Origin of the sequence: Streptomyces sp. BR1 (assembly GCF_052373795.1) — a bacterium.
GTDB lineage: Bacteria > Actinomycetota > Actinomycetes > Streptomycetales > Streptomycetaceae > Streptomyces.
The window spans coordinates 3,434,330-3,459,525 of sequence record NZ_CM126252.1; the positions used below are offsets into that span (position 1 = coordinate 3,434,330).

The 25,196-nt window shown below is 70.8% G+C and carries 29 protein-coding genes and 1 tRNA gene; 20 read left to right on the forward strand and 10 right to left on the reverse strand.

Translation table 11 applies throughout. From position 1 onward, the window contains the following. Positions 1 to 9: 9 nt before the first annotated feature. Complete coding sequence (locus tag ACT1U9_RS14820; RefSeq protein WP_444538758.1) at positions 10 to 1,299, reverse strand: ATP-grasp domain-containing protein; 1,290 nt, start codon at positions 1,297 to 1,299, stop codon at positions 10 to 12. Further along, the gene (locus tag ACT1U9_RS14825) at positions 1,296 to 2,549 is read right to left on the reverse strand and encodes an ATP-grasp domain-containing protein (RefSeq protein WP_444538759.1); all 1,254 of its coding nucleotides are present in this window, start codon (positions 2,547 to 2,549) and stop codon (positions 1,296 to 1,298) included. Before ACT1U9_RS14825 ends, ACT1U9_RS14820 begins: the two co-directional genes overlap by 4 nt. Before the next feature lie 235 nt (positions 2,550 to 2,784). Here ACT1U9_RS14825 and ACT1U9_RS14830 point away from each other — a divergent pair, with 235 nt between their 5' ends. From ACT1U9_RS14830 to ACT1U9_RS14855, 6 genes are all read left to right on the forward strand, one after another. Next, entirely contained in the window at positions 2,785 to 4,029 is a 1,245-nt protein-coding gene (locus tag ACT1U9_RS14830; RefSeq protein ID WP_444538760.1) for an MDR family MFS transporter, read from the forward strand. A gap of 41 nt (positions 4,030 to 4,070) precedes the next feature. Further along, positions 4,071 to 4,706, forward strand: coding sequence for a DinB family protein (locus ACT1U9_RS14835; RefSeq protein ID WP_444538761.1), 636 nt, complete (start codon positions 4,071 to 4,073; stop codon positions 4,704 to 4,706). Positions 4,707 to 4,747: 41 nt separating this feature from the next. Beyond that, on the forward strand, positions 4,748 to 5,524 hold the full coding sequence (locus tag ACT1U9_RS14840) for a 2OG-Fe dioxygenase family protein (RefSeq protein ID WP_444538762.1): 777 nt from the start codon (positions 4,748 to 4,750) through the stop codon (positions 5,522 to 5,524). After that, positions 5,524 to 5,973 carry a GNAT family N-acetyltransferase gene (locus ACT1U9_RS14845; RefSeq protein ID WP_444538763.1) on the forward strand — a complete coding sequence of 150 codons (450 nt, stop codon included), beginning with the start codon at positions 5,524 to 5,526 and terminating at the stop codon, positions 5,971 to 5,973. Before ACT1U9_RS14840 ends, ACT1U9_RS14845 begins: the two co-directional genes overlap by 1 nt. Before the next feature lie 170 nt (positions 5,974 to 6,143). Further along, positions 6,144 to 6,824 (forward strand): AzlC family ABC transporter permease, encoded by a 681-nt coding sequence (locus tag ACT1U9_RS14850; RefSeq protein WP_444538764.1) that lies wholly within the window; start codon positions 6,144 to 6,146, stop codon positions 6,822 to 6,824. After that, positions 6,821 to 7,147 carry an AzlD domain-containing protein gene (locus ACT1U9_RS14855; protein ID WP_444538765.1) on the forward strand — a complete coding sequence of 109 codons (327 nt, stop codon included), beginning with the start codon at positions 6,821 to 6,823 and terminating at the stop codon, positions 7,145 to 7,147. The genes ACT1U9_RS14850 and ACT1U9_RS14855 overlap by 4 nt, the downstream gene beginning before the upstream one ends. A gap of 70 nt (positions 7,148 to 7,217) precedes the next feature. Here the strand turns inward: ACT1U9_RS14855 and sigJ are convergent, their stop codons facing one another. From sigJ to ACT1U9_RS14880, 5 genes are all read right to left on the reverse strand, one after another. Next, positions 7,218 to 8,132, reverse strand: coding sequence for an RNA polymerase sigma factor SigJ (gene sigJ, locus ACT1U9_RS14860; protein ID WP_444538766.1), 915 nt, complete (start codon positions 8,130 to 8,132; stop codon positions 7,218 to 7,220). Beyond that, positions 8,129 to 8,905, reverse strand: coding sequence for an SDR family oxidoreductase (locus tag ACT1U9_RS14865; RefSeq protein ID WP_444538767.1), 777 nt, complete (start codon positions 8,903 to 8,905; stop codon positions 8,129 to 8,131). Before ACT1U9_RS14865 ends, sigJ begins: the two co-directional genes overlap by 4 nt. A gap of 153 nt (positions 8,906 to 9,058) precedes the next feature. Beyond that, entirely contained in the window at positions 9,059 to 9,979 is a 921-nt protein-coding gene (locus tag ACT1U9_RS14870) for a cation diffusion facilitator family transporter (RefSeq protein ID WP_444538768.1), read from the reverse strand. Between the two features lie 12 nt (positions 9,980 to 9,991). Beyond that, on the reverse strand, positions 9,992 to 12,229 hold the full coding sequence (locus tag ACT1U9_RS14875; protein ID WP_444538769.1) for a terpene synthase family protein: 2,238 nt from the start codon (positions 12,227 to 12,229) through the stop codon (positions 9,992 to 9,994). Between the two features lie 125 nt (positions 12,230 to 12,354). Beyond that, positions 12,355 to 13,077 carry an ANTAR domain-containing protein gene (locus ACT1U9_RS14880; protein WP_444538770.1) on the reverse strand — a complete coding sequence of 241 codons (723 nt, stop codon included), beginning with the start codon at positions 13,075 to 13,077 and terminating at the stop codon, positions 12,355 to 12,357. Positions 13,078 to 13,200: 123 nt separating this feature from the next. On the opposite strand from ACT1U9_RS14880, the gene ACT1U9_RS14885 reads away from it, so the two are divergent. The 3 genes from ACT1U9_RS14885 (at position 13,201) to ACT1U9_RS14895 (ending at position 15,003) form a co-directional block, all read left to right on the forward strand. Then, on the forward strand, positions 13,201 to 13,800 hold the full coding sequence (locus tag ACT1U9_RS14885) for an HhH-GPD-type base excision DNA repair protein (protein ID WP_444538771.1): 600 nt from the start codon (positions 13,201 to 13,203) through the stop codon (positions 13,798 to 13,800). A 173-nt stretch (positions 13,801 to 13,973) separates the two neighbouring features. Next, complete coding sequence (locus ACT1U9_RS14890; protein ID WP_053725882.1) at positions 13,974 to 14,270, forward strand: type II toxin-antitoxin system VapB family antitoxin; 297 nt, start codon at positions 13,974 to 13,976, stop codon at positions 14,268 to 14,270. A gap of 85 nt (positions 14,271 to 14,355) precedes the next feature. After that, complete coding sequence (locus tag ACT1U9_RS14895; protein ID WP_444538772.1) at positions 14,356 to 15,003, forward strand: LytR C-terminal domain-containing protein; 648 nt, start codon at positions 14,356 to 14,358, stop codon at positions 15,001 to 15,003. 108 nt (positions 15,004 to 15,111) lie between these two features. Here the strand turns inward: ACT1U9_RS14895 and upp are convergent, their stop codons facing one another. Beyond that, positions 15,112 to 15,747, reverse strand: coding sequence for a uracil phosphoribosyltransferase (gene upp, locus ACT1U9_RS14900; protein WP_101389265.1), 636 nt, complete (start codon positions 15,745 to 15,747; stop codon positions 15,112 to 15,114). A 108-nt stretch (positions 15,748 to 15,855) separates the two neighbouring features. Between upp and ACT1U9_RS14905 the strand changes: the two genes are divergently transcribed. The 9 genes from ACT1U9_RS14905 to ACT1U9_RS14945 all read left to right on the forward strand — a co-directional run bounded on the left by ACT1U9_RS14905 (position 15,856) and on the right by ACT1U9_RS14945 (position 21,682). Beyond that, positions 15,856 to 16,080: a hypothetical protein gene (locus ACT1U9_RS14905; protein ID WP_444538773.1), complete on the forward strand. Its 225-nt coding sequence runs from the start codon at positions 15,856 to 15,858 to the stop codon at positions 16,078 to 16,080. 156 nt (positions 16,081 to 16,236) lie between these two features. Next, on the forward strand, positions 16,237 to 16,785 hold the full coding sequence (locus ACT1U9_RS14910) for a tRNA adenosine deaminase-associated protein (protein WP_444538774.1): 549 nt from the start codon (positions 16,237 to 16,239) through the stop codon (positions 16,783 to 16,785). Positions 16,786 to 16,829: 44 nt separating this feature from the next. Continuing rightward, positions 16,830 to 17,258 carry a tRNA adenosine(34) deaminase TadA gene (tadA, locus tag ACT1U9_RS14915; protein ID WP_444539108.1) on the forward strand — a complete coding sequence of 143 codons (429 nt, stop codon included), beginning with the start codon at positions 16,830 to 16,832 and terminating at the stop codon, positions 17,256 to 17,258. 103 nt (positions 17,259 to 17,361) lie between these two features. Continuing rightward, positions 17,362 to 17,446 (forward strand) — tRNA-Ser (locus ACT1U9_RS14920). A gap of 419 nt (positions 17,447 to 17,865) precedes the next feature. Continuing rightward, positions 17,866 to 18,027 (forward strand): hypothetical protein, encoded by a 162-nt coding sequence (locus ACT1U9_RS14925; protein WP_444538775.1) that lies wholly within the window; start codon positions 17,866 to 17,868, stop codon positions 18,025 to 18,027. 97 nt (positions 18,028 to 18,124) lie between these two features. Beyond that, positions 18,125 to 18,418 (forward strand): Dabb family protein, encoded by a 294-nt coding sequence (locus tag ACT1U9_RS14930; protein ID WP_444538776.1) that lies wholly within the window; start codon positions 18,125 to 18,127, stop codon positions 18,416 to 18,418. Between the two features lie 243 nt (positions 18,419 to 18,661). Next, a complete protein-coding gene (locus ACT1U9_RS14935; RefSeq protein ID WP_444538777.1) occupies positions 18,662 to 19,513 on the forward strand; it encodes an RNA polymerase sigma factor SigF in 852 nt (283 codons plus the stop codon). Between the two features lie 234 nt (positions 19,514 to 19,747). Further along, entirely contained in the window at positions 19,748 to 20,707 is a 960-nt protein-coding gene (locus ACT1U9_RS14940) for an RNA polymerase sigma factor SigF (protein ID WP_444538778.1), read from the forward strand. A gap of 471 nt (positions 20,708 to 21,178) precedes the next feature. Further along, a complete protein-coding gene (locus tag ACT1U9_RS14945; RefSeq protein WP_444538779.1) occupies positions 21,179 to 21,682 on the forward strand; it encodes a hypothetical protein in 504 nt (167 codons plus the stop codon). Positions 21,683 to 21,691: 9 nt separating this feature from the next. Here ACT1U9_RS14945 and ACT1U9_RS14950 read toward each other — a convergent pair whose 3' ends face one another. After that, entirely contained in the window at positions 21,692 to 21,901 is a 210-nt protein-coding gene (locus ACT1U9_RS14950; protein WP_188274995.1) for a hypothetical protein, read from the reverse strand. A gap of 262 nt (positions 21,902 to 22,163) precedes the next feature. On the opposite strand from ACT1U9_RS14950, the gene ACT1U9_RS14955 reads away from it, so the two are divergent. Both ACT1U9_RS14955 and ACT1U9_RS14960 read left to right on the forward strand, forming a co-directional pair. Beyond that, a complete protein-coding gene (locus ACT1U9_RS14955; protein WP_444539109.1) occupies positions 22,164 to 22,643 on the forward strand; it encodes a MarR family winged helix-turn-helix transcriptional regulator in 480 nt (159 codons plus the stop codon). A 15-nt stretch (positions 22,644 to 22,658) separates the two neighbouring features. Next, positions 22,659 to 24,281, forward strand: a complete 1,623-nt coding sequence (locus tag ACT1U9_RS14960; protein WP_444538780.1) for an MDR family MFS transporter — start codon at positions 22,659 to 22,661, stop codon at positions 24,279 to 24,281. 115 nt (positions 24,282 to 24,396) lie between these two features. Here ACT1U9_RS14960 and ACT1U9_RS14965 read toward each other — a convergent pair whose 3' ends face one another. Then, positions 24,397 to 25,170: a TetR/AcrR family transcriptional regulator gene (locus tag ACT1U9_RS14965; protein ID WP_444539110.1), complete on the reverse strand. Its 774-nt coding sequence runs from the start codon at positions 25,168 to 25,170 to the stop codon at positions 24,397 to 24,399. Positions 25,171 to 25,196: the final 26 nt, after the last annotated feature.

Below are 25,196 nucleotides of genomic sequence, written 5' to 3' on the forward strand. Positions count from 1 at the left end.
TCTCGCAGGTCAGACGGTTGATGCGGCCGGTACGACCACGACATCGAGGCGTTCGTCGAGGTCGGCGGCGATGCGCTCGACCCGGTCGATGTCGGCGGCCCCGCGGTAGGGCGCGGCCACCGCGAGCGAGCCGGCGATCTCGTACCAGCCCTCGGGGGCGCGCCGCAGCCGGGCGCCTGGCTTGGAGGCCGGGATGTACGAGCGGAAGTACGGGGAGTGGAAGGCGTCGCCGGGGTTGTTGCGGACCAGAGTGCCGGTCCGGTAGGCGAACTTGATGCAGGTGGCGGCGCGCGGGACGGCCGCCCTCGGGACCTCGCCGGTGAGGATGTCGGCACGCTCTGCGGGGTCGTCCCCGGCCAGTACGGCCTTGGCGTAGAGGCGGACCGCGTCGATGCCGTGGACCTCGCGCAGATTGCGGTAGTTCTGGCCGCCGCTCATCCGGGTGGCGAACTCCACGACCCGGTAGCGGCCCTCGGCGTCCTGCCGGAACTCCGCGTTGAACAGGGCGTGTTCGACACCGAGCCCCGCGACGATCGCCTCCGCGACCGCGACCAGACCCGGCTCCTCCTCGGGCGTGCGGAACGGCAGCGTGTAGAAGTCCTCCTCGAAGTACGGGCCCGGCATCTGCATCTTGTTGGTGACGCCCACCAGGTGGAACCGCCCGGCGACGACCACCCCGTCGAGGGTGACCTCCTTGCCCGGCAGGAAGTCCTCCAGGAGCGCGATGTCGGGGCCGTCCATGGGGAAGTAGCCGCTCCACTGCTCGACGAGCTTCATGATGTCGTCGAGCGCCCGCTCCAGGCCGTCCCGGTCGTGGACCAGGCTGACGCCCATGGAGGCGGCGAGCGCGCTGGGCTTCACGATGAAGGGGTACGTGAACGACTCGGCGGCGGCGAGCCCCGACTCGACCCCCGTCACCGCGACCGCACGCGGCCCCGGAAGCCCGTGCCGCTCAAGGAACGCGCGCTGGAGCCGCTTGTCGCGGGAGATCTCGTCGGCCTCCGGGCGCGGCCAGGAGTGGCCGAGCAGCTGGTTGACCCGCGAGGTCACCACGATGTCGCTGTCGTAGAAGGTGAGCGCGCTGGCGATCCCGAGATCGACGGCGGCCTTGGCGCATACCTCCGCCAACTCCTGCGATTCCAGGCCCTTTTCCAGCCGTACGACGGAGGCGAACCGGCCGTCGTCCTCGGCCTCGGCGACCTGGGTGGCGAGATGGATCTCCAGACCCATCCGCTCAAGCGTCTCGATGTGCTCGCGGTGCCACGCGTACGTGTTCCGCATGATCAGCAGGATCTTCACGCCGTCGCCCCCCGGGTGACGACGGTGACCTTCTCGGTCAGCCGCTCGGCGGTGGCGATCGCGGACGCGGTGTCGGCGCCGGTGGTGAGGACCTGGCCGACGCGGTCCCAGTTGCCGCGCAGCTCGCCGACGGTGTCGCCGGGGCGGACGGTGGTCTCCACGTCGATGACGTCGTCGAGCGCCTTCGCCTCCTCGGCGCCCTGGATCTCCACGACCGTGCCGGGCCGCGCCGACAGGAAGCGGGTGGCCGCCGACGTACGCGGGACCGGGCGCCCGGTGAGGGCCGGGATCAGCGCGAACTGCCAGGCCACGATCCACTCTTCGAGGTCGATGCCGAACGCCGCGTCCAGCAGGTCGAAGATCCGGTCACCGCCCATCCGGTTGTGGCTCTCGATGATCTGCGGGCCCGACGGCGAGAGCCGCAGCTCGGTGTGGGCGGCGCCGTCCTTCAGCCCGACCGCGTCCAGGAAGCGGCTCACGGCCTGCTCGATGCGGCGCTCGTCGGCGGGGTCGAGCCGGGCCGGCAGCGCGTGCCCCAGCTCGATGAACCCCTCGCCGCCGGTCAGCTTCTCGGTGACGGCGAGCACGATGTGGCGCCCGGCGAAGGAGAACGTCTCCACGCTGTACTCGGGCCCGGAGATGTACTGCTCGGCGAGGAACCGGCCGATGGTGAAGAACGCGCCCCACTGCAGATCGGTCCGCGCCCGCAGCGCCTCGACATCCGCCCAGGCCGCCTCGGCCTCCTCCGGTCCGTCGATCCGTACGACCCCGAGGCTGGCGGTCGCGTCGACGGGCTTGAGGACGAAGGGGTAGCCGTGCGCGGCGCCGAAGTCCACCAGATCCTGGGCGGAGGCCACTTCGGCGGCGGCGACGGAGAGCGCGCGGACCTCGGGGTTGTCGGATGCAGCCAGGTGGCGGCGCATCGCGTGCTTGTCCCGCAGGAGTTCGGCGACCTCCTCGGAGGTGCCGCCGAGCCCTAGGTGGTCGCTGATCCGGCCGGCCGGGACCAGCCCCGGCTCGGTGATCGAGACGACCCGGGTGAACCCGTACGCCTGGTGGGCCGCCTCGACGAGCGGGCGGGTGGTGGTCCAGTCGGTGTAGTCGGCGATGAGGACGGCCTCGGCGAGCCGCGCGGCCTCCGGCACGAACTGGTCCTTGTGCTGGATCAGTACGAAGCGGATTCCCAGCGCCGCCGCCTTGCGCAGCGTCTGTATCCGGCCGCCGACGACGAGAAGCATGTGATCGGTCATGGCCAGAACTCTGCGGCAGGAATTGCGGCGGGGAAATGCTTTCCGGCTGGCACAAGCGTGCACGGCACGAATGACGCGCGAGGGCCTGCGAAATGGGGCGCTGGCACGAATGTGCCAAGCCGTTTCGTGCCAGCTCAGAGCCCTGGGCAGGGCCCCGACCGGTGGGTTTCATGGTGGCCGTCACCTCCCCGAAAGCCTCCCCCCGACCCCGGTGTCCCCCGGAAGGAGCCCCGCCATGGCGGCGAGCGACGAGCCCCTGCGCCGACGATTGCGCGAACTGCCCAGAAGCGCCTGGGTGATCTTCGCCGGAATGTTCCTCATCAAATTCGGCAATTTCCTCAATGTATTCCTGGTGCTTTTCCTCGTCTCGAAGGGTTTCTCCGCCTTCCAGGCGGGCGTCGCCCTCGGCACGGTCGGGCTCGGCGCCTTCGTCGGCAACGCGGTGGGCGGCACGGTCGCCGACCGCTTCGGGCGGCGCACCGCGATCGCGGTCTCGATGTTCGGCTCCAGCGCGGCGACGGTGGCGGTACCGCTGACCGGCGGCCTGTACACCACGACCGCGCTTGTCGGCCTGGTCGGCGTCTTCGCGCAGCTCTACCGCCCGGCGGCGGGCGCGCTGCTGATCGACACGGTGGCGGAGGAGCGCCGGGTGACGGCGTTCGCGGTGCTCCGGCTCGCCATCAACGTCGGCATGGCGGTCGGCCCGCTGGTCGGCGGCCTGCTGAGCGGCTACTCGTACACCTACGTCTTCCTCGGCGACGCGCTCTTCTCCTTCGCCTTCGGCACCCTGGCGCTGCTCACGCTCCCGGCCGGGCGGCCGGTCGCGCAGGAGGTCCCGGCGGACGCCAAGTCGGCCTCGGGCAAGGGCGGTTACCGCGAGGTCTTCGCCGACCGGCCGTACCTTCTCTTCCTCGGCTCGATGGTCGCGGCGACCTTCGTGTACGGGCAGTCGACGGCCACGCTGCCGCTGCACGTCACGGACGCGGGCTTCGGCAACGGGGTCTACGGTCTGCTGCTCGGGCTCAACGCACTGCTGTGCGTGGTCATCGAGCTGCCGCTGACCAAGTACACCGAGCGCCGCGACCCGCGCCGGGTGATCGCCGCCGGACTCGTGCTGCTCGGTGTCGGCATGGCGCTGACCGGGGCGATGAGCACGGTGTGGCTGCTCGCGCTGACCGTGGCGGTCTGGACGGTCGCCGAGACGGTCTACACCCCGATCGCCAACGCCTACCCCGCCGAGTTCTCGCCCGCGCATCTGCGCGGCCGCTACCAGGGCGCCGAGGGCATCGCCCACACCCTGGCCGGCGCACTCGGCCCGGCCGTGGGCGGTCTGCTCTACAGCGTCTCGCCGCCGCTGCACTGGACGGTCTGCGGAGCCGTGGCCTGCGTGGGGGCGCTGCTGATCCTGGGCGCGAAGCCGCGCGTGCGGGAGGAGGTGTCGACGACGCCGGAGCCGCTGACGACCGCCGCCACCAACTGACGTATCCAGCAATCCACTTCACTCACCGGAGAGCAAAGATCATGACCACCGAGATCGCCCCCGGGACCGGGATCACCCCCGAGTCCCAGTCCGTCCACCGCATCGACATCCCCTCGGCCACCGAGGACCCCGCCGCGTACGTCACCGCGCTGCTCGAAGTCGCGGGCGAGCGCGACCCGTTCGACGTGCTGGCCAAGACGCCCGTGTGGGCGCGGCAGCTCTTCGCCGATCTGCCGACCGAGCTCGCCGAGACGGTTCCGGAGGAGGGCGAGTGGCCGGCCGCGTTCATCGTCGGGCACCTCTTCGACGTCGACATCGTCTACGGCTTCCGCTGGCGTCTGGTGGCCACCGAGGACAACCCGGTCTACCCCGGCTACGACGAGGCGCTGTGGGCCCCGCTGCCCCGGCTGCCGTTCCGCCAGATGCTCGACGCCTGGACCGGGCTGCGCGCCTCCAACGTGGCGCTGCTCGCTGCGCTGCCCGCCGCCGACTGGCAGCGCACCGGCCGCCACGGCGAGCAGGGCGGCGAAACGATGGAGGTCATGATCCGCAAGGTCATCGGCCACGACATCGCGCACATCAACCAGATCTACCGGGCGATCCGCCTGGTGCGCCAGGCGGCCGGACTGGACGTGGCCGAGCTGGACGCCACGTACGAGTCGCTGGGCCTGCGCTGACCCATTTCGCATCACCTCAACTCACTGACAAGGAACAGAAGATGACGACTGCTGCCCTGATACCGGCCCCCGAGACCATCACCTCCGTCGGCCCCGACCTGCGCGAGGAGCTGAGCGAGAAGCGTTACGCGCTGGTGTCGGCCGAGGACCTCACGCTGAGCCCGGAGCTCGCGGCCGCGTTCGACGGCCTCCAGGAGTCCTGGGGCCGGCTCACGCCGGACGAGCACTTCGGCGGCGGCGACCGCGCCGTGCGCACCCGCCGCTACAGCGACTTCACGTACGTCCCCGCCACCGGCGAGCTCGCGCCGCTCGACCATGTCGCGTACTTCCAGAGCGAGGAGATGAACTCGTTCGTCGGCGGCGTGGTGCGCCACTTCGGCGACGTCGAGGAGTCGACGTACCGCAACCCGCTCTTCCAGGCGCTCGTACGGTACGACTTCGACAACCTGCCGATCGAGGACGAGTACCGCGACCGCGCCTGGCAGTGCCAGATCCACCAGATCCGGATCGAGATCAACGCGGGCCAGTACAACGAGCTGGTGCCCGAGGGCATCCACTCCGACGGCTACCCGTGGGCGGGCCTGCACCTGATCTCGCGCGTGGACGTCGAGGGCGGCCACAGCACGGTGTTCACCTGGGAGGAGGAGCCGCTCGCGAAGGCGACCTTCCTGACCCCGCTCGACTCGCTGATCTTCGAGGACCGGGCGATGAAGCACCACGTCACCGGCCTGAGCGCGGCCGAGGACAAGGGCGGCTACCGCGATGTCCTGGCGATCTCGTTCTCGCTGCCGGGCTCGCCGTACGAGACGCTGGTCTGATGAGCGCGGCGGTACTGGCGCTCGCGCCGCAGGCGGTCTCCGCGCCGATGTCGGCGGCGGACGTCCCCCAGGTGATCGCGCTGCTGCGGGCGGCACCGCAGACCGCGTACTGCGAGTGGGAGAACGAGGCGCTCCTGCGGGCCCACCTCGCCCACTCCGCCGAGCTCTGCCGGGTCGTCCGCGACCCGGCGGGCCGGGTCGTCGGGGCGCTGCTCGCGGGCAGCTTCGGGGTACGCGGCAGCATCAGCCACGCCGTGGTCACCCCGACCCACCGCCAGGCGGGCCTGGCCCGCCTGATGGCCCGCGACGCCCTCTCGGCCTTCCGAGCCCGAGGCGTACGCCGAGTCCACCTGGCAGTCCTGGACGGCAACCCGGCGGCGTCCGCCCTGTGGACAGCCGTGGGCTTCCACCCGGCAGCGGGGGAGAGGACGTACGAGTGCGACCTGTAAACACCCGCGAGGCGGCGCCCACGGGCGCCGCCGCCGCGGCCCCTCCCCCCGCCGCTGTGGGCAATCGTGCCGCTGGGGCGGCACGGGTGGGCACAGCGGCACCCCGGTCCCGCCCGGCCGTGCACCCCCTCCGCCCCGTTCCCGCTGGGCTGGCCCAGGCCGTCCCCGTCATGCTCGGCTACGTCCCAGTCGCGTTCGCCTTCGGCGTCCTGGGCCACACCGCCGGGCTCCCGGGCTGGGCCCTGATCGCCATGTCCCTGTTCGTGTACGGCGGTTCATCCCAGTTCGCCGCACTCCAACTGATCGGCGTAGGCGCCGCCCCGTACGCCATAGTCCTCACCACCTTCGTGGTAAACCTCCGCCACCTACTGCTCTCGGCAGCCGTCGCCCCCCGACTGAAAAGCTGGCGCCGACGCGAACAGGCCCTGTTCGCCTACGAGTTGACGGACGAGGCATTCGCCGTGCACTCGGCCCAGTACGGCGACCGCCCGGACCGCCCCAAGGCCGAGGTACTGAGCTTCAACCTCGCCGTACACGCCTCCTGGGTGGCAGGCACAGTCGCGGGCGTACTGGCCGGAGACCTGGTCACCGACGTACGCGCACTCGGCCTCGACTACGCACTGCCCGCCATGTTCATGGCCCTGCTCGCGGCCGGGATCGTCACGGACCGACGGGGCCTGGCGGTCGCGGCGGTGGCGGGCGGCGGCGCGGTCGTCCTGACACTGCTGGGCCTCCAGTACTGGGCGGTGCTGGTCGCGGCGGCGCTGGCGGCGACGTTCGGCCTGGCGATCGCACCGAGCGAACCGCCGGCGGACCCGGCCCAGGCCGATCCAGAAGGAGCATCCCGATGAGCCAGCTCACCCTCGCCCTCACCATCGCCGGAATGGCGGCCGTGACCTTCGGCCCCCGGCTGCTGCCCACCCTCTTCCTGGCGGCGGCGCAACTGCCCCGCCCGGTGGTGGTGTGGCTGCGCCAGGTCCCCCCGGCGGTCATCGCCGCGCTGCTCGCGCCTTCGCTGTTCGTACCGTCGGGCCACCTGGACATCGGCCCGGCCAACTACGGCCTCTGGCTGGCCGTTCCCACCCTGTTCCTGGCCTGGCGCACCCGGAACTTCTACCTCACGATCGCCTTCGGCATCGGCGCACTGGCCGCGCTCCGGCTGGTCACCTCGTAGATCGTGACCAGCCGGAGCGGGCGCTCAGGGGACCCCGGGCCGGTCGGCGTGGCTCGGGTCCGGTGCGCGTTTACGCATCGGGTACGTGGGTCAGCTTGTCAGGGTTGCGGATCGCGTCCACGGAGGTGATCCGGCCACCGTCCACGGTGATCGCCACGATCGTACGGGCACCGTCCCAGTGCCACAGGGCGAGACCGGGCGCGCCGTTGACGTGCGCGAGTCGCAGCCCGTCCGGCGGGACATGGACCCGGGTGAGCGCGATCAGACCGCGCGCCACACTCTCCGCACCCCGCACGATCCCCCGCAGCGCCGTCACCTTGCCGCCACCGTCGCCGCGCCAGACCACACCGGGGTCGAGCAGCGCGACCAGCCGCTCCAGATCGCCCTCCTGGCACGCCTTGCCGAACGCGCTGACCAGCTCCCGCTGGCGGGCGTACCCGGCGGGGTGGTGCGGACGGCTGCTGTCGACATGGCGGCGGGCCCGGGACGCCAACTGCCGTACGGCGGCGGGGGTTCGGCCCACGACGCCAGCGACCTCCTCGAAGGGCAGCCCGAACACGTCGTGCAGCAGGAACGCGGTGCGCTGCGCGGGCGACAGCTCGTCAAGCACAATCATCAGCGCCATCGACACCGACTCGTCCAGCGTGACCCGGTCGGCGGGGTCCTGCTCGTCCGGCGCGTGCTCGACCAGCGGCTCGGGCAGCCACGTACCGACGTACCGCTCACGCCGTACGCGCGCGCTCCCCAGCGCGTCCAGGGCCAGGCGCCCCACGGTCGTCGTCAGCCAGGCCCGCAGATCGCGTACGGCCCCGGGGTCCTTGAGGCCGCGCAGCCGCAGCCACGCCTCCTGGACGCAGTCCTCCGCCTCGGCGAGGCACCCGGTCGTCGTGTAGGCGACCCGCAGCAGCCGGGGCCGCTCCCGCTCGAAGGCGCGGGCCAGACCGTCCTCGCTGGAGAGCGGGCCGCGCCCGCCGGCCGTGCTCACCGCAGCCCCGCGACGCTCGCCCACACCTGTTCGGTGCGCAGCCACTCCCCGAACGACATGGTGCCGCGTACGTCCGGCTTCTCCACGGTGAGCGCGCCCGACCGCAGCGCCTGCCCCACCGGACCGGGCAGCGGCACCGGCATCAGGACCGCCTTGCGGCCGGTCACCGTACGCCAGGTGCGGGCCATCTCCCGTACGTCGGTGTCCTCGGGCCCGCAGATCTCGATACGCCCCCGGTGCGGCACCCCCTCCGCCACATCGGCGACCACCCAGGCGGCCTCCATACAGGCAACGGTCCGCAGCCGCGCCCTGGGCACCGGCACCACCCCCCATTTGGCGGCCGACGCGAGCGCCGAGGCGAGCAGTTCATGGAACTGGGTGGCCCGCACAATCGTCCACGGCACGCGTCCCTCGCGTACCACCCACTCCTGCTCGGCCTTGGTCTGCAGATATCCCATCGGCACCATGTCGCAGCCCACGATCGAGACGCACACATGGTGCTGCACGCCCACCGCGCGGGCGGCGGCGAGCAGCCGCCGCGACCCGTCGACGAGCGTCCGCGCGGCCCCCTTCGCGGACCCGTGCGCGTTGGACGCGTCCACCACGACCTCGCACCCCGACAGGGCGTCGATCAGCCCTTCACCGGTGGTCAGATCGACCTTGTAATCCGGGGACCGACGACTCAAAACCCGTACCCGGTGCCCCCGCGTACGCAACTCCTCGGCGACGCGGCTACCCAGCGTCCCCGTCCCTCCCGCAATGGCGATGTCCATGTCCCTAGGACGACGCGCCGGGCCGGGATGTGACAAGCCAGAACCGCGCCCCCGGTTGGTTGGCGAATACCTGACTGAGTGGACGCGGTGACGTGCCCCTTCAGGGGCGCGGGGAACTGCGCGAGCAACCAGGCACGGTCCGCAGCCGAACGTTCAACCATGCAGGGCGTCAGCGGCCTCCGCATGCCCTTCAGGCTCCAGCTGAACAGTGGAATGGGCAATATCGAAGTGCTCCCCCACGCACCGCTGCAAGCGACGCAGCAGATCCCCGTACCCGTCAACGAGGGCCGCCTCCTTGACCACCACGTGCACGGTAAGCACAGGCATCCCGGACGTCACGGTCCAGCCATGCAGATCGTGAACGTCGACCACACCGCGCTCCTCCAACAAATGCGCGCGGACCACCGCAAGGTCCACATCCTCCGGAGTCGCTTCCAGCAGCACCCGCGCGGAATCCCGCAGCAACCCATACGCCCGCGGCACGATCAGCAGCCCGATCACGATGGAGGCGATCGGGTCGGCCGCCTGCCAGCCCGTCAGCAGGATGACCAGGCCGCCGACGATCACCGCGACCGAGCCGAGCGCGTCTCCGAGTACCTCCAGATACGCGCCGCGCAGATTGAGGCTCTGGTCCTTGGCGTCCCGCAGCAGCCACAGCCCGACCATGTTCGCCGCGAGCCCGCCCACCGCGACCGCGAACATCAGCCCGCCCTTGACCTCGACCGGCTCGTTGAACCGGCCGATCGCCGACCACAGCACCCACACGAAGATCCCGACGAGCAGCAGCGCGTTCAGGACCGCCGAGAAGATCTCGACCCGGTAGAAGCCGAAGGTGCGGCGCGGGGTCGGGGCGCGCTGGGCGAGCGTGATCGCGCCAAGCGCGAGGGAGACGCCGACCGCGTCGGTGAGGCTGTGCGCGGCGTCGGCGAGCAGCGCGAGCGAGCCGGAGATCAGCGCGCCGACCACCTGGATGACGGTGATCGACGCGCTGATGCCGATGGTCCACAGCAGCCGGATGCGGAACGTGCCGCTCAGCGTGCCCGAGGCCGCAGCGGACCCGTGGTCATGGCCCATGCGGCAAGTCGATCACGCCCCGCTGAGCCCCGCGACCGGACGGTCCACCGGCGCGGACGACAGCATCTGGTGGGCCAGCCGCAGCGCGGCCGTGCCCGGGCCGGAGGAGGCGAGGACGGACGGGACGACGTTCGGCAGCGAGCCGCTGCGCAGGTCCACCTCGGAGTAGCGGCGGGCGTTCCGGTGCCAGTGCAGCATGGCCGCGACCCAGTCCTCCAGCTCGCGTGCGTACGCGTCCAGCGCCGCCCGGCCGTCCCGGTCGAGCCCGAACTCCTCGGCCAGCAGCGGGAGTTCATGCTCCTTCACATGGAGGTACTGGCGCATCCGCGAGCGCATGAGGTCGTCGACGATCCCGAGCGCGGTCGGGTAGTCGCAGCCGAAGAAGCGCTCCACGACGAGGACCAGATTGTGCGTCTCGCCCTCGAACTCGATCTCCTTCTGATAGGAGAAGAGGTCGTTGATCAGCATCCCGTAGTCAACGGCCGCGTGCTCAAGCGCCTCCATGGTGCCCGTCCGGAACAGCTCCTCCGGGAGCGCGTCGAAGTGCCGCAGGCGACTCAGGGCCAGGGTCGCTTCGGATCCGAAGGTCTCCCGGCGCATCTCGATGTAGTCGACCGGGTCGGGGATGCGGTGCTGGGCCTGGTTGTGGAGCTCCCACAGCCAGCTCCTCAGCATCACCTCGGGCCCTCGGCGCAACTGCCTGCGCCCGCGCGGGGACATCGGGACGGCCGAGCGCACCCAGACGTCCGCGAGGGCGCGCTCCAACGGGGTCGCGGCGAGCGCCGCCCCGGCCGCCGGATCGTCCACGTCCAGGCAGTCCAGCAGCCGCTCGACGCACAGCCGCGCCCCGACGAGATCGTGTGAACGCCCGTACACCACCGGGAAGTAGTCGTCCGCGTACGTCCCCCAGACCAGCCACCGAGCGCTGAGCTCCAGCTCCTCCAGGGTGGCGTCCGGGTCGAGTGCGGCCGCGCAGAGCGCGATGTCGTAGCCGATGAGCTTACGTTCGTCCCAGATGTCGTCGAGCAGACCCATCCGGTCCGCCCAGGCGACGGACAACTCGCGCGCCTCGGCCAGATGCGGGCTGAGGGTCAGCGGGAACGGCATGTCGAAGTCCGGCAGCAGGGACGGCCCGACGTGCTGCATCGGCACATGGGCGTGGCTGCGCAGCCGGGCCGCGGCCGGGCGGCCGAAGAGGGTCTTGATGTCGAGCGCGGAGGTGCCGAGCACTCCGGCGGCCACCGGCGTACGCGCCCGCGCCTCCTGGTTCATGTACCGGCTGGAGCGCATGTGCCACTCGTGGCCGCCGGACTGCCAGTCCTGGAGGCCCTTCACGTACGCGGCGGCCCGCGCGCACTCCTCGGGGCCGAGCCCCTTCTCCAGGCAGAGCGGCGGGAGTTCGGTGAGCGCGGTGTTCTCGAACTGCTGGAGCCGCGAGGTGAGCAGATCGTTGACGGTCTCGGCGGCTTCCTGCGTCGTACACCCGAGAAAGGTCTCAAGTACCAGGATTCCATTGCTCAGTTCGCCTTCGTCCTCGACCTCCCGCTGATACGAGAAGAGGTCGTTGCGCAGATGGACGCTGTCCGCGAAGGCGTCGGTGAGTACGCGCAGTGGCCGGGAGCCCGCGAGGGCGTGCGGGATCTCGGCGTTCGCCGCGTACTCGACGAGCCCCGCCGACCAGGGAGCGCCGCCCACTTTGCGGCGCATCTCGATGTACTCGACGGGGTTGGCGATCCGCCCCTCGTTGATGTTGACGAGCTCCCACATCGACTCGTTCAGCAGATTGCGGGTGGACTCGGCGAACCGTTCCCGCCAGCCGTACGACATGCTCGGCACGGTCCGCGCCCACAGGTCCGCGAGGCCCTTCTCGACCTGGTTGACCGGCTCGGGGAACCCGTCGGCGAGGTCCATCGGCATGAACGCGGCCAGCCGCTCCAGATACTTCCGGCCGCCCTCGCGGTCGAGCGTGCGCTTGAACGCCTCCAGGAAGTGGTCGTCGAAGAAGAACACCCACACGTACCAGTCGGTGACCAGCGACAGCGCGTCGGCGTCGCAGTCGGGGTGGGTGTACGAGCACAGCAGCGCGTAGTCGTGCGCGTCGAGGTCGCTCTGGTCCCAGATCCCCGACCCCTCCAGCATGCCCATCTCGCGGGCCCACGCGCGCGATTGCGTACGGGCCGCTTCGAGATGGGGATTGAGCCGGGCCGGATACGGCATATAGAAATCCGGCAGGACGAACGGCTGGCTCACTGGGCTTCCCCTCCTGATGGCACCAGTTGGTCCGCCCAGCACTACCCAGGGCGCCCGGGGGCATTCGGGATGGGCGCGCCGGTCATACGAAAGCGTGAGTTCACGAGAACGTGCGTACGAGGGGGTTACGGTCGCCGCGCCCGCCCGGCGCTCCACATCGCCGTCGTGTCCACCTCGCCCGCGATGACCCCCCGCGCCAGCACCGCGATCCGCAGTCCATGCGTACGGGCGTAATCGCGGAAGACCGCGAACGCCTCGTCGACGTTCGTGCGCCAGCGTTCGGCGAGAATTCCCTTGGCCTGTTCGATGACGATACGGCTGGTCAGCGCGGCTCTGAGCTGGTCGCGCTCGATGCGGCCCTGCTCCAGGGCGCGCTCCTGGACGATGGCGACGGCCGCGAGGGCGGCCAGGGCCTGGGCGAGGGCGATGCCGTCGGGCGGGAGGGGGCCGGGGCCGCGCTGGAAGAGGGTCAGCGCGCCGACCGCCCCGCCCCGGCCGGGCGGCCGCAGCGGCAGGGTGTGGGCGACGGCGAAGCCGGTGCGGCGGGCCCGGGCCGTGAAGTGCGGCCAGCGGGCGGCGGCCGCGGGGTGGCCGAGGTTGATGCCGGTGCGGGCGGCGCCGGTGCGGTGGCAGTCCACGCACGGCCCCTGACCGCGTTCGACGGCGAACGCCTCCAGGAGCCGGGTGGGTTCGTCGGAGGCCGCGACGAGTGTGAGCTCGTCGTTGCCGTCGGCGGCCACGACGGCGCCGGAGGCGAGGCCGAGCACGTCCGCGCAGCGCCCCGCGAGGCCCTGGAGGACGCCCGTCATGTCGACGGAGTCCAGGTCGTCGGACAGGGAACCGCTCAAGACGTGGGCCACCTCCACAACCGATTCGGGACGGATGGAACGTTCCCCTGCTTCTGCCCGCAAACAGGCGGGGGCACGCGCGTCCGCGTGCGGGAGCGGGTGCGCGCGCCGATGATCGATGCCATGGCACCGAAGAAGCAGCCCACGACACTGCACCTGGCCCAGCAGCCCGAGGCGGACGAGCTGCTCGGCCGCAGTCCGCTGGCCGCGCTGGTCGGCATGCTGCTCGACCAGCAGATCCCGATGGAGTGGGCCTTCGCGGGCCCGTACACGATCGCGACGCGGATGGGCGCGGACGATCTCGACGCGGCGACGATCGCGGCGTACGACCCGGAGGCGTTCGCGGAACTCCTCAAGGCGAAGCCCGCGGTGCACCGCTACCCCGGGTCGATGGCGCAGCGGGTGCAGCAGCTGTGCCGCTTCCTGGTGGAGGAGTACGGCGGCGACCCCGAGGCGGTGTGGCGGGACGCCGCCACCGGCGCGGAACTCCTCACCCGCCTCAAGGTCCTCCCCGGCTTCGGCGACCAGAAGGCCCGCATCTTCCTGGCCCTGTTGGGCAAGCAGCTGGGCGTCCGCCCGCCGGGCTGGGCCGAAGCCGCGGGCCCCTACGGCGAGTCCGACTGCCACCGCTCGGTAGCCGACATCACGGGCCCGGAAACCCTGGCGAAGGTAAGGGCGTACAAGCAGGAGATGAAGGCAAAGGCGAAGACAAAGGGCGCGTGACCCGGCTCTGTGGCCGCGCCCCTTCAGGGGCGAGGGGAACTGCGCGAGCAACCCGGCACGGTCCGCAGCCGAACACTGACGCGCACACTATGTCGCATTCGCGGCACTTGCCCCAGGATCGCACTGACGCACCATGGCTGCGCCATGAGCCGCTTGCCCGGTAGGCTTTCCGTGTGATCTTCAAGCGCATCGGAAGCGGGCGGCCGTACCCCGACCACGGCCGGGAAAGCACCCGGCAGTGGGCGGACGTCGCGCCGCGCCCGGTCCGGCTCGATCAGCTCGTCACCACGAAGGGGCAGCTCGACCTGGAGACCCTCCTCGCGGAGGACTCCACGTTCTACGGCGACCTCTTCGCCCATGTCGTGAAGTGGCAGGGCGACCTCTACCTGGAGGACGGGCTGCACCGCGCGGTGCGCGCGGCGCTTCAACAGCGCCAGGTGCTGCACGCGCGCGTACTGGAGATGGACTGACCCTTTCGGGCTCTTTACGGCGCATACGGCGCCATCCATTGATCATTTAGTAGGCATCGTCACCGGGCGGCACTACGCTGCCCACATGAGCATGCTCACTCCCCCCGGCATGGGCGGAAAGTACCGCATCACGGGTGACAAGTACCCGCGGATGCGCCGCCCTCGCCGCCGCGGCCGAATCCTGCTCGCGGCGGTCGCCGCCGTCGTGGTCCTCGGTCTGATCGGCTGGGGGACGATCCAGCTCATCGACATCTTCGGCGGGTCGGACGACGCCAAGAAGGACTCCGCGGCGGGCTCCGGCCACGACTGCCCGGCGACCCCGAAGCCGTCCGCCTCGACCGCCACGGCCGCGGCCGCCGCGCTGCCCAAGCCCGCGCAGATCACCGTCAACGTCTACAACGCGACGCCGCGCGGCGGACTCGCCAAGGAGACGGCCGACGAGCTGAAGAAGCGCGGCTTCGCCATCGGCAAGGTCGGCAACGCGCCGGAGGCGTACGACAAGAAGGTCACCGGCAACGGGATACTGCTCGGCGCGCCCGCCGCCACGCGGGGGTCGTTCGCGGTGCTGGGCACCCAGCTGAAGGGCGCGGCGACGAAGACGGACACCCGGGCCACTGGGGACGTCGACCTCATCCTGGGTACGACGTTCCAGGCCCTGGACCCGGAGAAGGACGCGGCGACCGCCCTGGCCGCGCTGGCCAAGCCCGTCCCCGCGTCCTCCGGGAGCTGCTGAGCCGCACCCCGTCAGGGGCGCGGGGCTGTGACATTGTGCGGCTCCGCCGCGTGGGCGCGACCAGCCCAAGACGGTCCGCAGCCGAATAATCAGTGCTTCAGCGATGTCCTACTCGGCCGAGCCGTACATCCGGTCACCGGCATCGCCCAGGCCCGGGACGATGTACCCGTGCTCGTTCAGCCGCTCGTCCACAGACGCCGTAACGACCGTCACCGGCGTACCCGCGAGCTCACGCTCCATGACCTCAACGCCCTCGGGAGCAGCGAGGAGCACCACCGCGGTCACATCGTCCGCGCCGCGCTTGATGAGCTCCTTGATCGCCGCGACCAGCGTGCCGCCGGTGGCCAGCATCGGGTCCAGGACGTACACCTGGCGCCCGGAGAGGTCCTCCGGCATGCGCGTCGCGTACGTGGACGCCTCCAGCGTCTCCTCGTTGCGGATCATGCCGAGGAAGCCCACCTCGGCGGTCGGCAGCAGGCGGACCATGCCGTCCAGCATGCCGAGGCCCGCGCGCAGGATCGGGACCACCAGCGGACGCGGGTACGACAGCTTCACGCCCGTCGTCGGGGTCACCGGGGTCTCGATGTCGACCTGCTCGGTGCGCACGTCGCGCGTGGCCTCGTACGCGAGCAGGGTGACCAGCTCGTCGGCGAGGCGCCGGAAGGTCGGCGAGTCGGTGCGCTTGTCGCGCAGGGTGGTGAGCTTGTGGGCGACCAGGGGATGGTCGACGACGTGGAGACGCATAACCCCACAGTAACCGGGGCAGAGGGCCCTTCGCGCCGTCCGCGCTGGCATCAAACCACCCACCCGGGGGAAGGTGGGAGGGACTGACACACCCGGGGCGGTGCCCACATGGCCAAGCAGCAGGACCGGCGGGACGAAGAGCCGGCCGCATCCGACGCCGACACCGACGCGTACGGCGAGCCCGCCGAGACGGTCGCCGAGCGGCGCCGCCGGCGCGCCCAGTTCCTGCGCGAGCTGCACGAGGCGAAGGCGCTGCGCGACCGGGTCCAGCCGCGCCGCGCCCGCGCGGCCCGTATGCGTCAGGCCATGCGCATGCGAACCTTCCGCTGGTGACCTGAGAACCGGGCTCCACGACGACCGGGAGAAACGACCGGAGAAACGCAACCGCGGAAGAACTCTCGCAACGGCGTTGTTTCTGCAACGATTCCAGTGAAGCCACGGCCGGGGGGACCCCCAACCGGCACGCCTAAGACCAGTGGGAGAGTCACGGTGTACTTCGCCGCACTGCTCGCGCGCACCGAAGACGGGTGGGAAGCGAGCGACACAGAGCTCGACGATGTGGAGACCCTGTCCGACCTCGCGGACCTGGCCCGGGAGGCCACGGCCGAGGGGGCCGACGACACGGTGCTCGTCTTCATCGAGCAGGAGGATGTCTGGTTCGGTGTCGTCCGTTTGGACGGCGAGGAGGACCCGCGCATCTACGTCTCGAACGCCGCAGCAGCCGCTCGTTCCTCGTACGGGGAGATCCTCCTCACCGACGAACTGCTCGGCCGCGATCCGGCCTCCGACGACAGCGCCGACGACCTGGACGCGCTGGACCTCGACGGTACGGAGGACGGCGACCTCGAAGAACAGGAGGAAGTCGACGACGAAGCCGTCGGCGGTCTGGACCCGGTGCCCGCGGGCCCGCTCGGGGACACCGCCATCCTCGCCGACCTGGGCGTGAGCGAGGGACAGCTGCTCACCCTGGACTCGGACGCGCTGGTGGAGATCGCGGACGCGCTGGGAGCGGCCGAGGTCCTGGAGGCCGTCCGCTAGTGGCCGTGGCGCACGATCCCGTACGCGACCCCTGGGCGGAGCCGATGCGCACCGCCCTGGGGGAGGCCGGGCGGGCCGCGCTGGCCGGCGATGTGCCGGTCGGCGCCGTCGTGCTGTCCGCGGACGGCACCCTGCTGGCGACGGGCCACAACGAACGCGAGGCCACCGGCGACCCCACCGGCCACGCGGAGATCGTCGCGCTGCGGCGCGCGGCGGAGAAGACCGGCGAGTGGCGCCTTGTGGGCTGCACGCTGGTCGTGACCCTGGAGCCGTGCGTGATGTGCGCGGGCGCGCTGGTGCAGTCCCGGGTGGAGAGGGTGGTCTACGGGGCGCGCGACGAGAAGGCGGGCGCGGCCGGCTCGCTCTGGGACCTCGTACGGGACCGGCGCCTCAACCACCGCCCCGAGGTGATCCAGGGCGTCCTGGAGGACGAGTGCGCCCGCCAGCTGACGGCCTTCTTCCGCGACCGCTGACGGGGTGGTGAGGGGGTGCTGACGGGGGCCGTGACCCACGTCTCACCCCGCTCGCCGCATACGGATTTCAAACCACGGCCCACCTTGGGCTAAGCTCTCTCTCGGTAGCGTGTCCGAGCGGCCGAAGGAGCTCGCCTCGAAAGCGAGTGTGGCGCAAGTCACCGAGGGTTCAAATCCCTCCGCTACCGCTTGTGAAGGGCCCCGACATCGTCGGGGCCCTTCGTGCATGTCCTGTACGGGTACGCCGAAAAGCCCCGGCCATGGACGGTGGCCGGGGCTTTGGCTTCTCGGGACGGGGGGAGCGGCGTCGGGGGGACAAAGCCGCTCCCCCCGGCGAGAACAGGACCTGCAAGTCCTCGCCGCGTCCAGGGGGAAGCTCGCGGCGCTGACCCCGCAGTGAGGTCCTGTTCCGGGCCCGTGGATTCCTGCCAGATCCCTCGGGCTCTGGAACCATCCTGCTCTCCCGTCACGTCCGTAACGTGCGGCGAAGGGCCCCGAACCGGGGGTCCTTGGTCCTTAAAGACGGGGTGAGGACGCGAGCGGTGTTGGTTAGACTCACGCGATCACGCAGGGGAATCGCACAGGGGATCGGGGAGGGTGCACGCACGTGGACGTGAAGAAGGTCCTGCTCTATTGCGCGGTCGTCTTCGTGCTGTACACGATCATCACCTCGCCGGTGCAGGCCGCGGGCATGGTCCAGACCGGCTTCGAGGGGATCTCGTCGGCGGCGAAGGGCATAGGCAAGTTCATGACAGAGCTGGTGCGCTGAGTTCCGACCCGCCTGGCGCCGGTCCGCCGGCTTCGCCGCTCCTGCTCGTACGATCTTCGAGGGCGCTGACTCGAACGTACGACGGCAAGGAGCACACATGATCCGCCATCTGGTCCTCTTCAAGCTCAACGAGGGCGTCGCGCGCGACGAGCCGCGCGTGGCCGCCGGCGTGAAGGCGTTCCAGGAGCTGGACGGGCTCGTGCCCGAGCTGCGGTTCTGGGAGTGCGCCTGGAACATCACCGAGCGGCCCATCGCGTACGACTTCGCCATCAACTCGGCGGTCGAGGACGCGGCCGCGCTGAAGCGCTACCTCGAACACCCGGCCCACCAGGCGGCCGCCGCGCAGTGGCGCGAGTTCGCCACGTGGGTGATCGCCGACTACGAGTTCTGAGCCGGTACGCACGAATTCCGAGCCGGTACGCACGGATTTCGAGCCGGTACGCGCGAAGGCCCCGCACCCCGTGGTGCGGGGCCTTTCGTCTGGCTTTGTGCCCAACTTGCCCTCAACACGTGGATATACGGTGCTTGCACACAGTGGACATGTCTTGTGATGCTATGACCGCTTTTGACGGATGAGTCGACGATGCGTCGATGGTGAACCGGACCACAGGACCACTAAGGGGTGGCGTTGACCGTGCCGGCCAGTACCGCACCTCAAGTGCCGCCCCAGAACGAGCCCCAGGAGGCCCCCGAGGCGCACCGGGCCCCCCTGAGGCCCAACAGTCGGGGAGCCGACACCCGGGCGCTCACCCAGGTGCTCTTCGGGCAGCTGAAGGCCCTTCGGCCGGGCACACCGGAGCACGACCGGGTGCGCGGGGCGCTCATCGAGGCGAACCTGCCGCTGGTGCGGTACGCGGCCGCCCGCTTCCGGTCCCGCAACGAGCCGATGGAGGACGTCGTCCAGGTCGGCACGATCGGGCTCATCAACGCGATCGACCGCTTCGACCCGGAGCGCGGGGTGCAGTTCCCGACGTTCGCGATGCCGACGGTGGTGGGCGAGATCAAGCGGTACTTCCGGGACAACGTGCGCACGGTCCACGTGCCGCGCCGGCTGCACGAGCTGTGGGTCCAAGTGAACGGCGCCACCGAGGACCTGACGACCGCTCACGGCCGCTCGCCCACGACCGCCGAGATCGCCGACCGGCTGAAGATCGGCGAGGACGAGGTGCTCGCCTGCATCGAGGCGGGCCGCTCGTACCACGCGACCTCCCTGGAGGCGGCCCAGGAGGGCGACGGGCTGCCGGGCCTGCTCGACCGCCTCGGTTACGAGGACCCGGCGCTCGCGGGCGTGGAACACCGCGACCTGGTCCGCCACCTCCTCGTACAACTGCCCGAACGCGAACAGCGGATCCTGATGCTGCGCTACTACAGCAATCTGACGCAGTCCCAGATCAGCCAGGAATTGGGCGTATCCCAGATGCATGTGTCCAGGCTGCTGGCCAGGAGCTTCGCCCGGCTTCGATCCGCAAATCGAATCGAGGCATAACCGGATCGAGTGATCCACCTTCGGCCGAACTTCTGGGCCGGAAAACCGGCACACCCCCCTCTAACTGCGCGGATCCGCACCTGACTTGTCGACATGTCACTACAGCGTGTTGCCGACATGTGACATTCTGCTGGAACCGCGTTTGCCGCAGCTCCGCCTCCGGTATTCAGGTGGAGGCTGCGTTCCTCCGATGGTCGTGGCCACCGCGACCGTCCGCGACCTCAAGGGGGTGGCATGTCCGCAGAACAGGGCAGCTCGAAGGTGCAGGTGCTCACGCTCACGCTCACGAAGAGCGCGCCCGCGCCCGATGTGTGCCAGAGCTCGGAAGCCGCCATCGACTCCGTCGAGGCCGCGGCGACGCTCGGCTTCCCGGAGCCGACCGCTCCCCGGCGCGAGACGGCCGTTCGCCCGTCGACCGGCTCCCGGGACCCCATCGACACCCGGACCCTGTCCCGCTCCCTGTTCCTGCGGCTGGCCGCGCTGGGCGGCGGCGACAGCCCGGAGCGTACGTACGTACGCGACACGCTGATCGAGCTGAACCTGCCGCTCGTGCGGTACGCGGCGGCCCGCTTCCGCTCGCGCAACGAGCCGATGGAGGACATCGTCCAGGTCGGCACGATCGGCCTGATCAAGGCGATCGACCGCTTCGACTGCGAGCGCGGAGTCGAATTCCCGACGTTCGCGATGCCGACGGTGGTCGGCGAGATCAAGCGCTTCTTCCGCGACACGTCGTGGTCGGTACGGGTCCCGCGCCGCCTCCAGGAGCTGCGGCTGGCTCTGACGAAGGCGAGCGACGAGCTGGCCCAGAAGCTGGACCGGTCCCCGACGGTGCCGGAGCTGGCTGCGGTCCTCGGCGTCTCCGAGGAGGACGTGGTCGACGGCCTCGCGGTCGGCAACGCGTACACGGCCTCCTCGCTCGACTCCCCCTCCCCGGAGGACGACGGCGGCGAGGGCTCCCTCGCGGACCGCCTCGGCTACGAGGACGCGGCGCTGGAAGGCGTGGAGTACCGCGAGTCCCTCAAGCCCCTCCTGGCCAAACTCCCCCCGCGCGAACGCCAGATCATCATGCTGCGTTTCTTCGCGAACATGACGCAGTCGCAGATCGGCGAGGAGGTCGGCATCTCGCAGATGCATGTCTCCCGGCTGCTGACGAGGACGCTGGCGCAGCTGCGGGAGGGGTTGATCGCGGACTAGCGCCCCCCTTTCCCCTCCCCCTGGCTGCGGGCAGCTGTGCCGCTGGGGCTGGGGGTCCCCCCTGGTCCTCAAGAGCTTGGGGGAGGGTGGGCGCGCGGCACTCCGCGTGCGCAACCCCGTTCCCGGGTTCCCATTTGACGGTACGTCAGCGACACTGCCCGGATGCGACGTGCTGCGTTGATCGGTGTTGCGGCGGTGGCCACGTTCGGTATGGGCGGGGCGGTGGTCGCCTGCGGCGGGGAGGGTGGCAAGCCGTACGTTGCGCTGGGCGCGGCCGGGCCTACGCCTGCCGTTACGGGGGCGGTGCCGCCGCGCGGCAAGGTGGAGCTGGTTCCGCTGGACGGAAGCGCGGGTACGCCGTCTGCGACTGCGGGCAGCACACCCCGTCCGGGGGCGTCGGACTCGGCTCAGGCAACAGGCGCAGCCCGGCGGGACGGGGGCGCCGCGCGCCCACCCTCCCCCAAGCTCTCAATGAGCAGGGGGGACCCCCACGCCCCTAGCGGCACGCATGCCCACAGCGGCGGGGAGAGTGGGAGCGGCGGGACCGAACAGGCAACCGGTGGCAGCGGCGGGGCCGGGGGCGCCGGTCAGAGTGGCGGAGGCACCAGTGGCAGCGGCGGCGGTACTGGCGGCGGCGGCAGCAGTGGCTCGCCGACGGAACCCCCCGCGCCCGCCGCCCTGAAGGTAGGCGCGATCACCCACACCCCCACCACCCCCCGCTGGTGCGACCGCGTAACCGTCCCGCTGCGCAACACCGGCGGCACGCCCGTCCGGACCGGCACGCTCACCTTCGCGACGCACGTCATCGGGCTGCTCGGGGTCGACTGGGCGACCGTCACGTCCGAACAGCCGCTGCCGACACCGATCGGCGCCGGGGCGGCCGCGTCACCCACGTACACCGTGTGCGTGGACTGGTGGCGGGTCCCCATGGGGATGCACGTGGAGACCCGGGCGGTCACCGCCGACTGGCGGTGACCGGGGGCGTCAGCCGAGCGCCAGCCAGGCGACGCCCGCGAGGACGGCCAGGACGATGATGACGCCCGCGATCAGGCCGACGCGCGGACCGGCCGGCGCCGCCGCCGGGGTCGCCGCCTGGCGGCCCTGCGGCGCGCCCTCGTCGACGAAGGCGCGGAACATCTGGGTGCTGCCCGCGGGGTCGTAGTTGCCCTCGGGGCCCGGGGTGTTGTGTGCCATGCACGGGACCCTAGCGAAGTCCGGGGTTCCGCCCAACCCCCGCCCCCGGACGCACACGCCACCCGCACACCGGACGCGAGCCGTCGGTCGACCGACCCCCACCCACCCCCACCTGCGGGTTGACTTCCCGCATGCAAATTCTTTGCGTCTACTTTACCCACCCTCCTTGCCATTCACTTGCCTTCAGCAACCAATCACCCCTACCCTGCTTATGGTTGCCCTAAGCAACGAGATCACCACCGACCCGGACCGGAGGAGCCCGATGGCCGCGCAGAGCCACTACGAGGAACTGGCCCGGCAGCTCAGTGCCATCGGGGCCGTGAAGCGCGGGCTCGGGCGGATCCTGCCCGCCGAGTGCCCGGCCGGGTCCGCCGCCGTGCTCACCCTCCTCGGGCGGCACGGCGAGATGCGGATGAGCCGGCTCGCCGAGCTGCTCGACGTCGACATGTCGGTGACCAGCCGCCATGTCGCGCACGTCGCAGCCCGCGGCTGGATCGAGCGCGACCCCGACCCCCTGGACAAGCGCTCCCGCATCCTGCGGCTGACCCCCGCCGGGCACGACATGCTCGACGAACTCGGGCGCCGCACCGCGGACATGTTCGCCCACACCCTGCGGGACTGGACCGACGACGAGGTCGGGCAGCTCAACGCCATGCTCGCCCGCCTGCGCGAGAGCTTCGACTGCCGTACGACACCGACGGCAGCGCCCCTTACCCGTACACCCGCCGCACAACTCACGTAACAGACAAGGAAGTTCATGGCCACCACCACACCGGCCGGTGTGCGGGACGGCAGCGCCGCGCACGGGGGGCACCCCTCCGAAGGCGGCGCGCCGATGACTCACCGGCAGATCATGGAGGCGCTGTCCGGGCTGCTGCTCGGCATGTTCGTCGCCATCCTGTCCTCGACGATCGTCTCCAACGCGCTGCCGCACATCATCGGCGACCTCGGCGGCGGCCAGTCCGCGTACACCTGGGTCGTCACGGCCTCGCTGCTCGCGATGACGGCGACCACGCCGCTCTGGGGCAAGCTCTCGGACCTGTTCAGCAAGAAGCTGCTCGTCCAGATAGCCCTGATCATCTACGTCAGCGGCTCGATCGTCGCGGGGCTCTCGGTGAACGCGGGCATGCTGATCGCCTGCCGCGTCGTGCAGGGCGTCGGCGTCGGCGGTCTCTCCGCGCTGGCCCAGATCATCATGGCCGCCATGATCGCGCCGCGTGAGCGCGGGCGGTACAGCGGCTACCTGGGTGCCACGTTCGCGGTCGCGACCGTCGGCGGACCGCTGCTCGGCGGCGTCATCACCGACACCGACTGGCTCGGCTGGCGCTGGTGCTTCTACGTCGGCGTGCCGTTCGCGGTCATCGCGCTGATCGTGCTCCAGAAGACCCTGAAGCTCCCGGTGGTCAAGCGCGAGGTCAAGGTCGACTGGGCGGGCGCGTTCTTCATCAGCGCGGCGGTCTCGCTGCTGCTCGTGTGGGTCACCTTCGCGGGCGACAAGTACGACTGGCTGTCCTGGCAGACCGCCGCGATGGTCGGCGGCTCGGTGCTGCTCGGCGCGGTCTTCGTGTACGTGGAGTCGAAGGCGGCCGAACCGATCATCCCGCTGCGGCTGTTCCGCAACCGCACGATCACGCTGGCCTCGCTCGCGTCGCTCTTCGTGGGCGTGGCGATGTTCTCCGGCACGGTGTTCTTCAGCCAGTACTTCCAGCTGGCGCGCGGTGAGTCCCCGACGATGTCGGGCGTGCTGACCATCCCGATGATCGGCGGCCTGTTCATCGCCTCGACCGTCTCCGGCCAGGTCATCACCAAGACCGGGCGCTGGAAGGCATGGCTGGTCAGCGGTGGCGCGTTCGTCACGGCGGGCCTCGCGCTGCTCGGCACGATGCGGTACGACACCGCGTACTGGCAGCTCGCCATCTACATGGCGCTGATGGGCCTCGGCATCGGCATGATGATGCAGAACCTGGTGCTGTGCACGCAGAACCAGGTCTCCCCGGCCGACCTCGGCTCGGCGTCGTCCGTGGTGACCTTCTTCCGGTCGCTCGGCGGTGCGGTGGGCGTCTCCGCGCTCGGCGCGGTCATGGCCAACCGGGTCACCCACTACGTCAAGGACGGCCTCACCGAACTCGGCCCCAAGGCCGCCGGGATGGCCCAGGGCGGCGGCGGTGGCGGCATCCCCGACCTGCACAAGATGCCCGCGCCGCTGCGGACGGTCATGGAGAGCGCGTACGGGCACGGTGTCGCGGACGTCTTCATGTACGCCGCGCCGTGCACGCTCATCGCCTTCTTCGTGACGATGTTCATCAAGGAGGTCGCGCTGAAGTCCCGCGCGGCCGCCCCGGCGAAGGCCGAGGAAGAGCAGAAGGCCTCGGCCTCGTAAAAGCTCGGGTGTCCCGAGCGGAGGCACCCGATAACGGGGCGGCGGGCAGGGGACGGCCTGCTGCCCCACTCCCCCGCGAAGGGGTCCACGCGCACCGCCCGTGGACCCCTTCGTGCTACCCCTGGCGCTTGGCTTCGATCCCTGCGATCAGCAGATCCAGCGCGAAGACGAAGTCGCGTTCGCGCATCTCGGCCACCGTGTCGCCGCCGCGTGCCTCCATGAGCTCCTCCGCGATCGCGAACTGCTCGTGGATCTCCGGGCGTTCGCGTACGGTGCCCATCGCCTGGGCGAAGTACTCGTCCTCGGTGACCCCGGCCTCCGCGCAGCGCGCGACGAACTGCCCCTCGATCGTGCCGAACCCGTACACGAACTGGAAGACCGCCGAGAGCCCGCCGGTCACGCCGTGCGGCGGCAGCCCGCTGCGGGCCATGATCTTCTGGGCGGCGACCGAGAAGGCCATGAAGTTCGGGCCGATGTTGAGATACCGGCCCATCAGCGGGGACACCCACGGGTGGCGCACCAGGATGGACCGGTAGCCGACGGCGAGCGCGCGGGTCTGCTCGCGCCAGTCGGCGTCCTCGTCCTCGACGTCCGGCACCGGCACCTCGGCCGCGACCGCGTCCAGGGCGAGTTCGAGCAGGTCGTCCTTGGTGTCCACGTACCAGTACAGGGACATCGCGGTGACCCCGAGCTCGCCCGCGAGGCGGCGCATGGAGAACTTCGCCGCGCCCTCGGCGTCGAGGAGCCGGACGGACTCGGCGATGATCCGGTCGCGGTCGAGAGCGGCGGCGGGCTGGCCGGACCGCTTGGCCCGGCCCCCGGTCTTCCCGGCCTCCAGCCACACGCTGGTACGCATCGGATGCTTCGCGCGGTCGGCTGCCGACACCATGGCGTGCCCTCCTCGTAGGTCGTCGT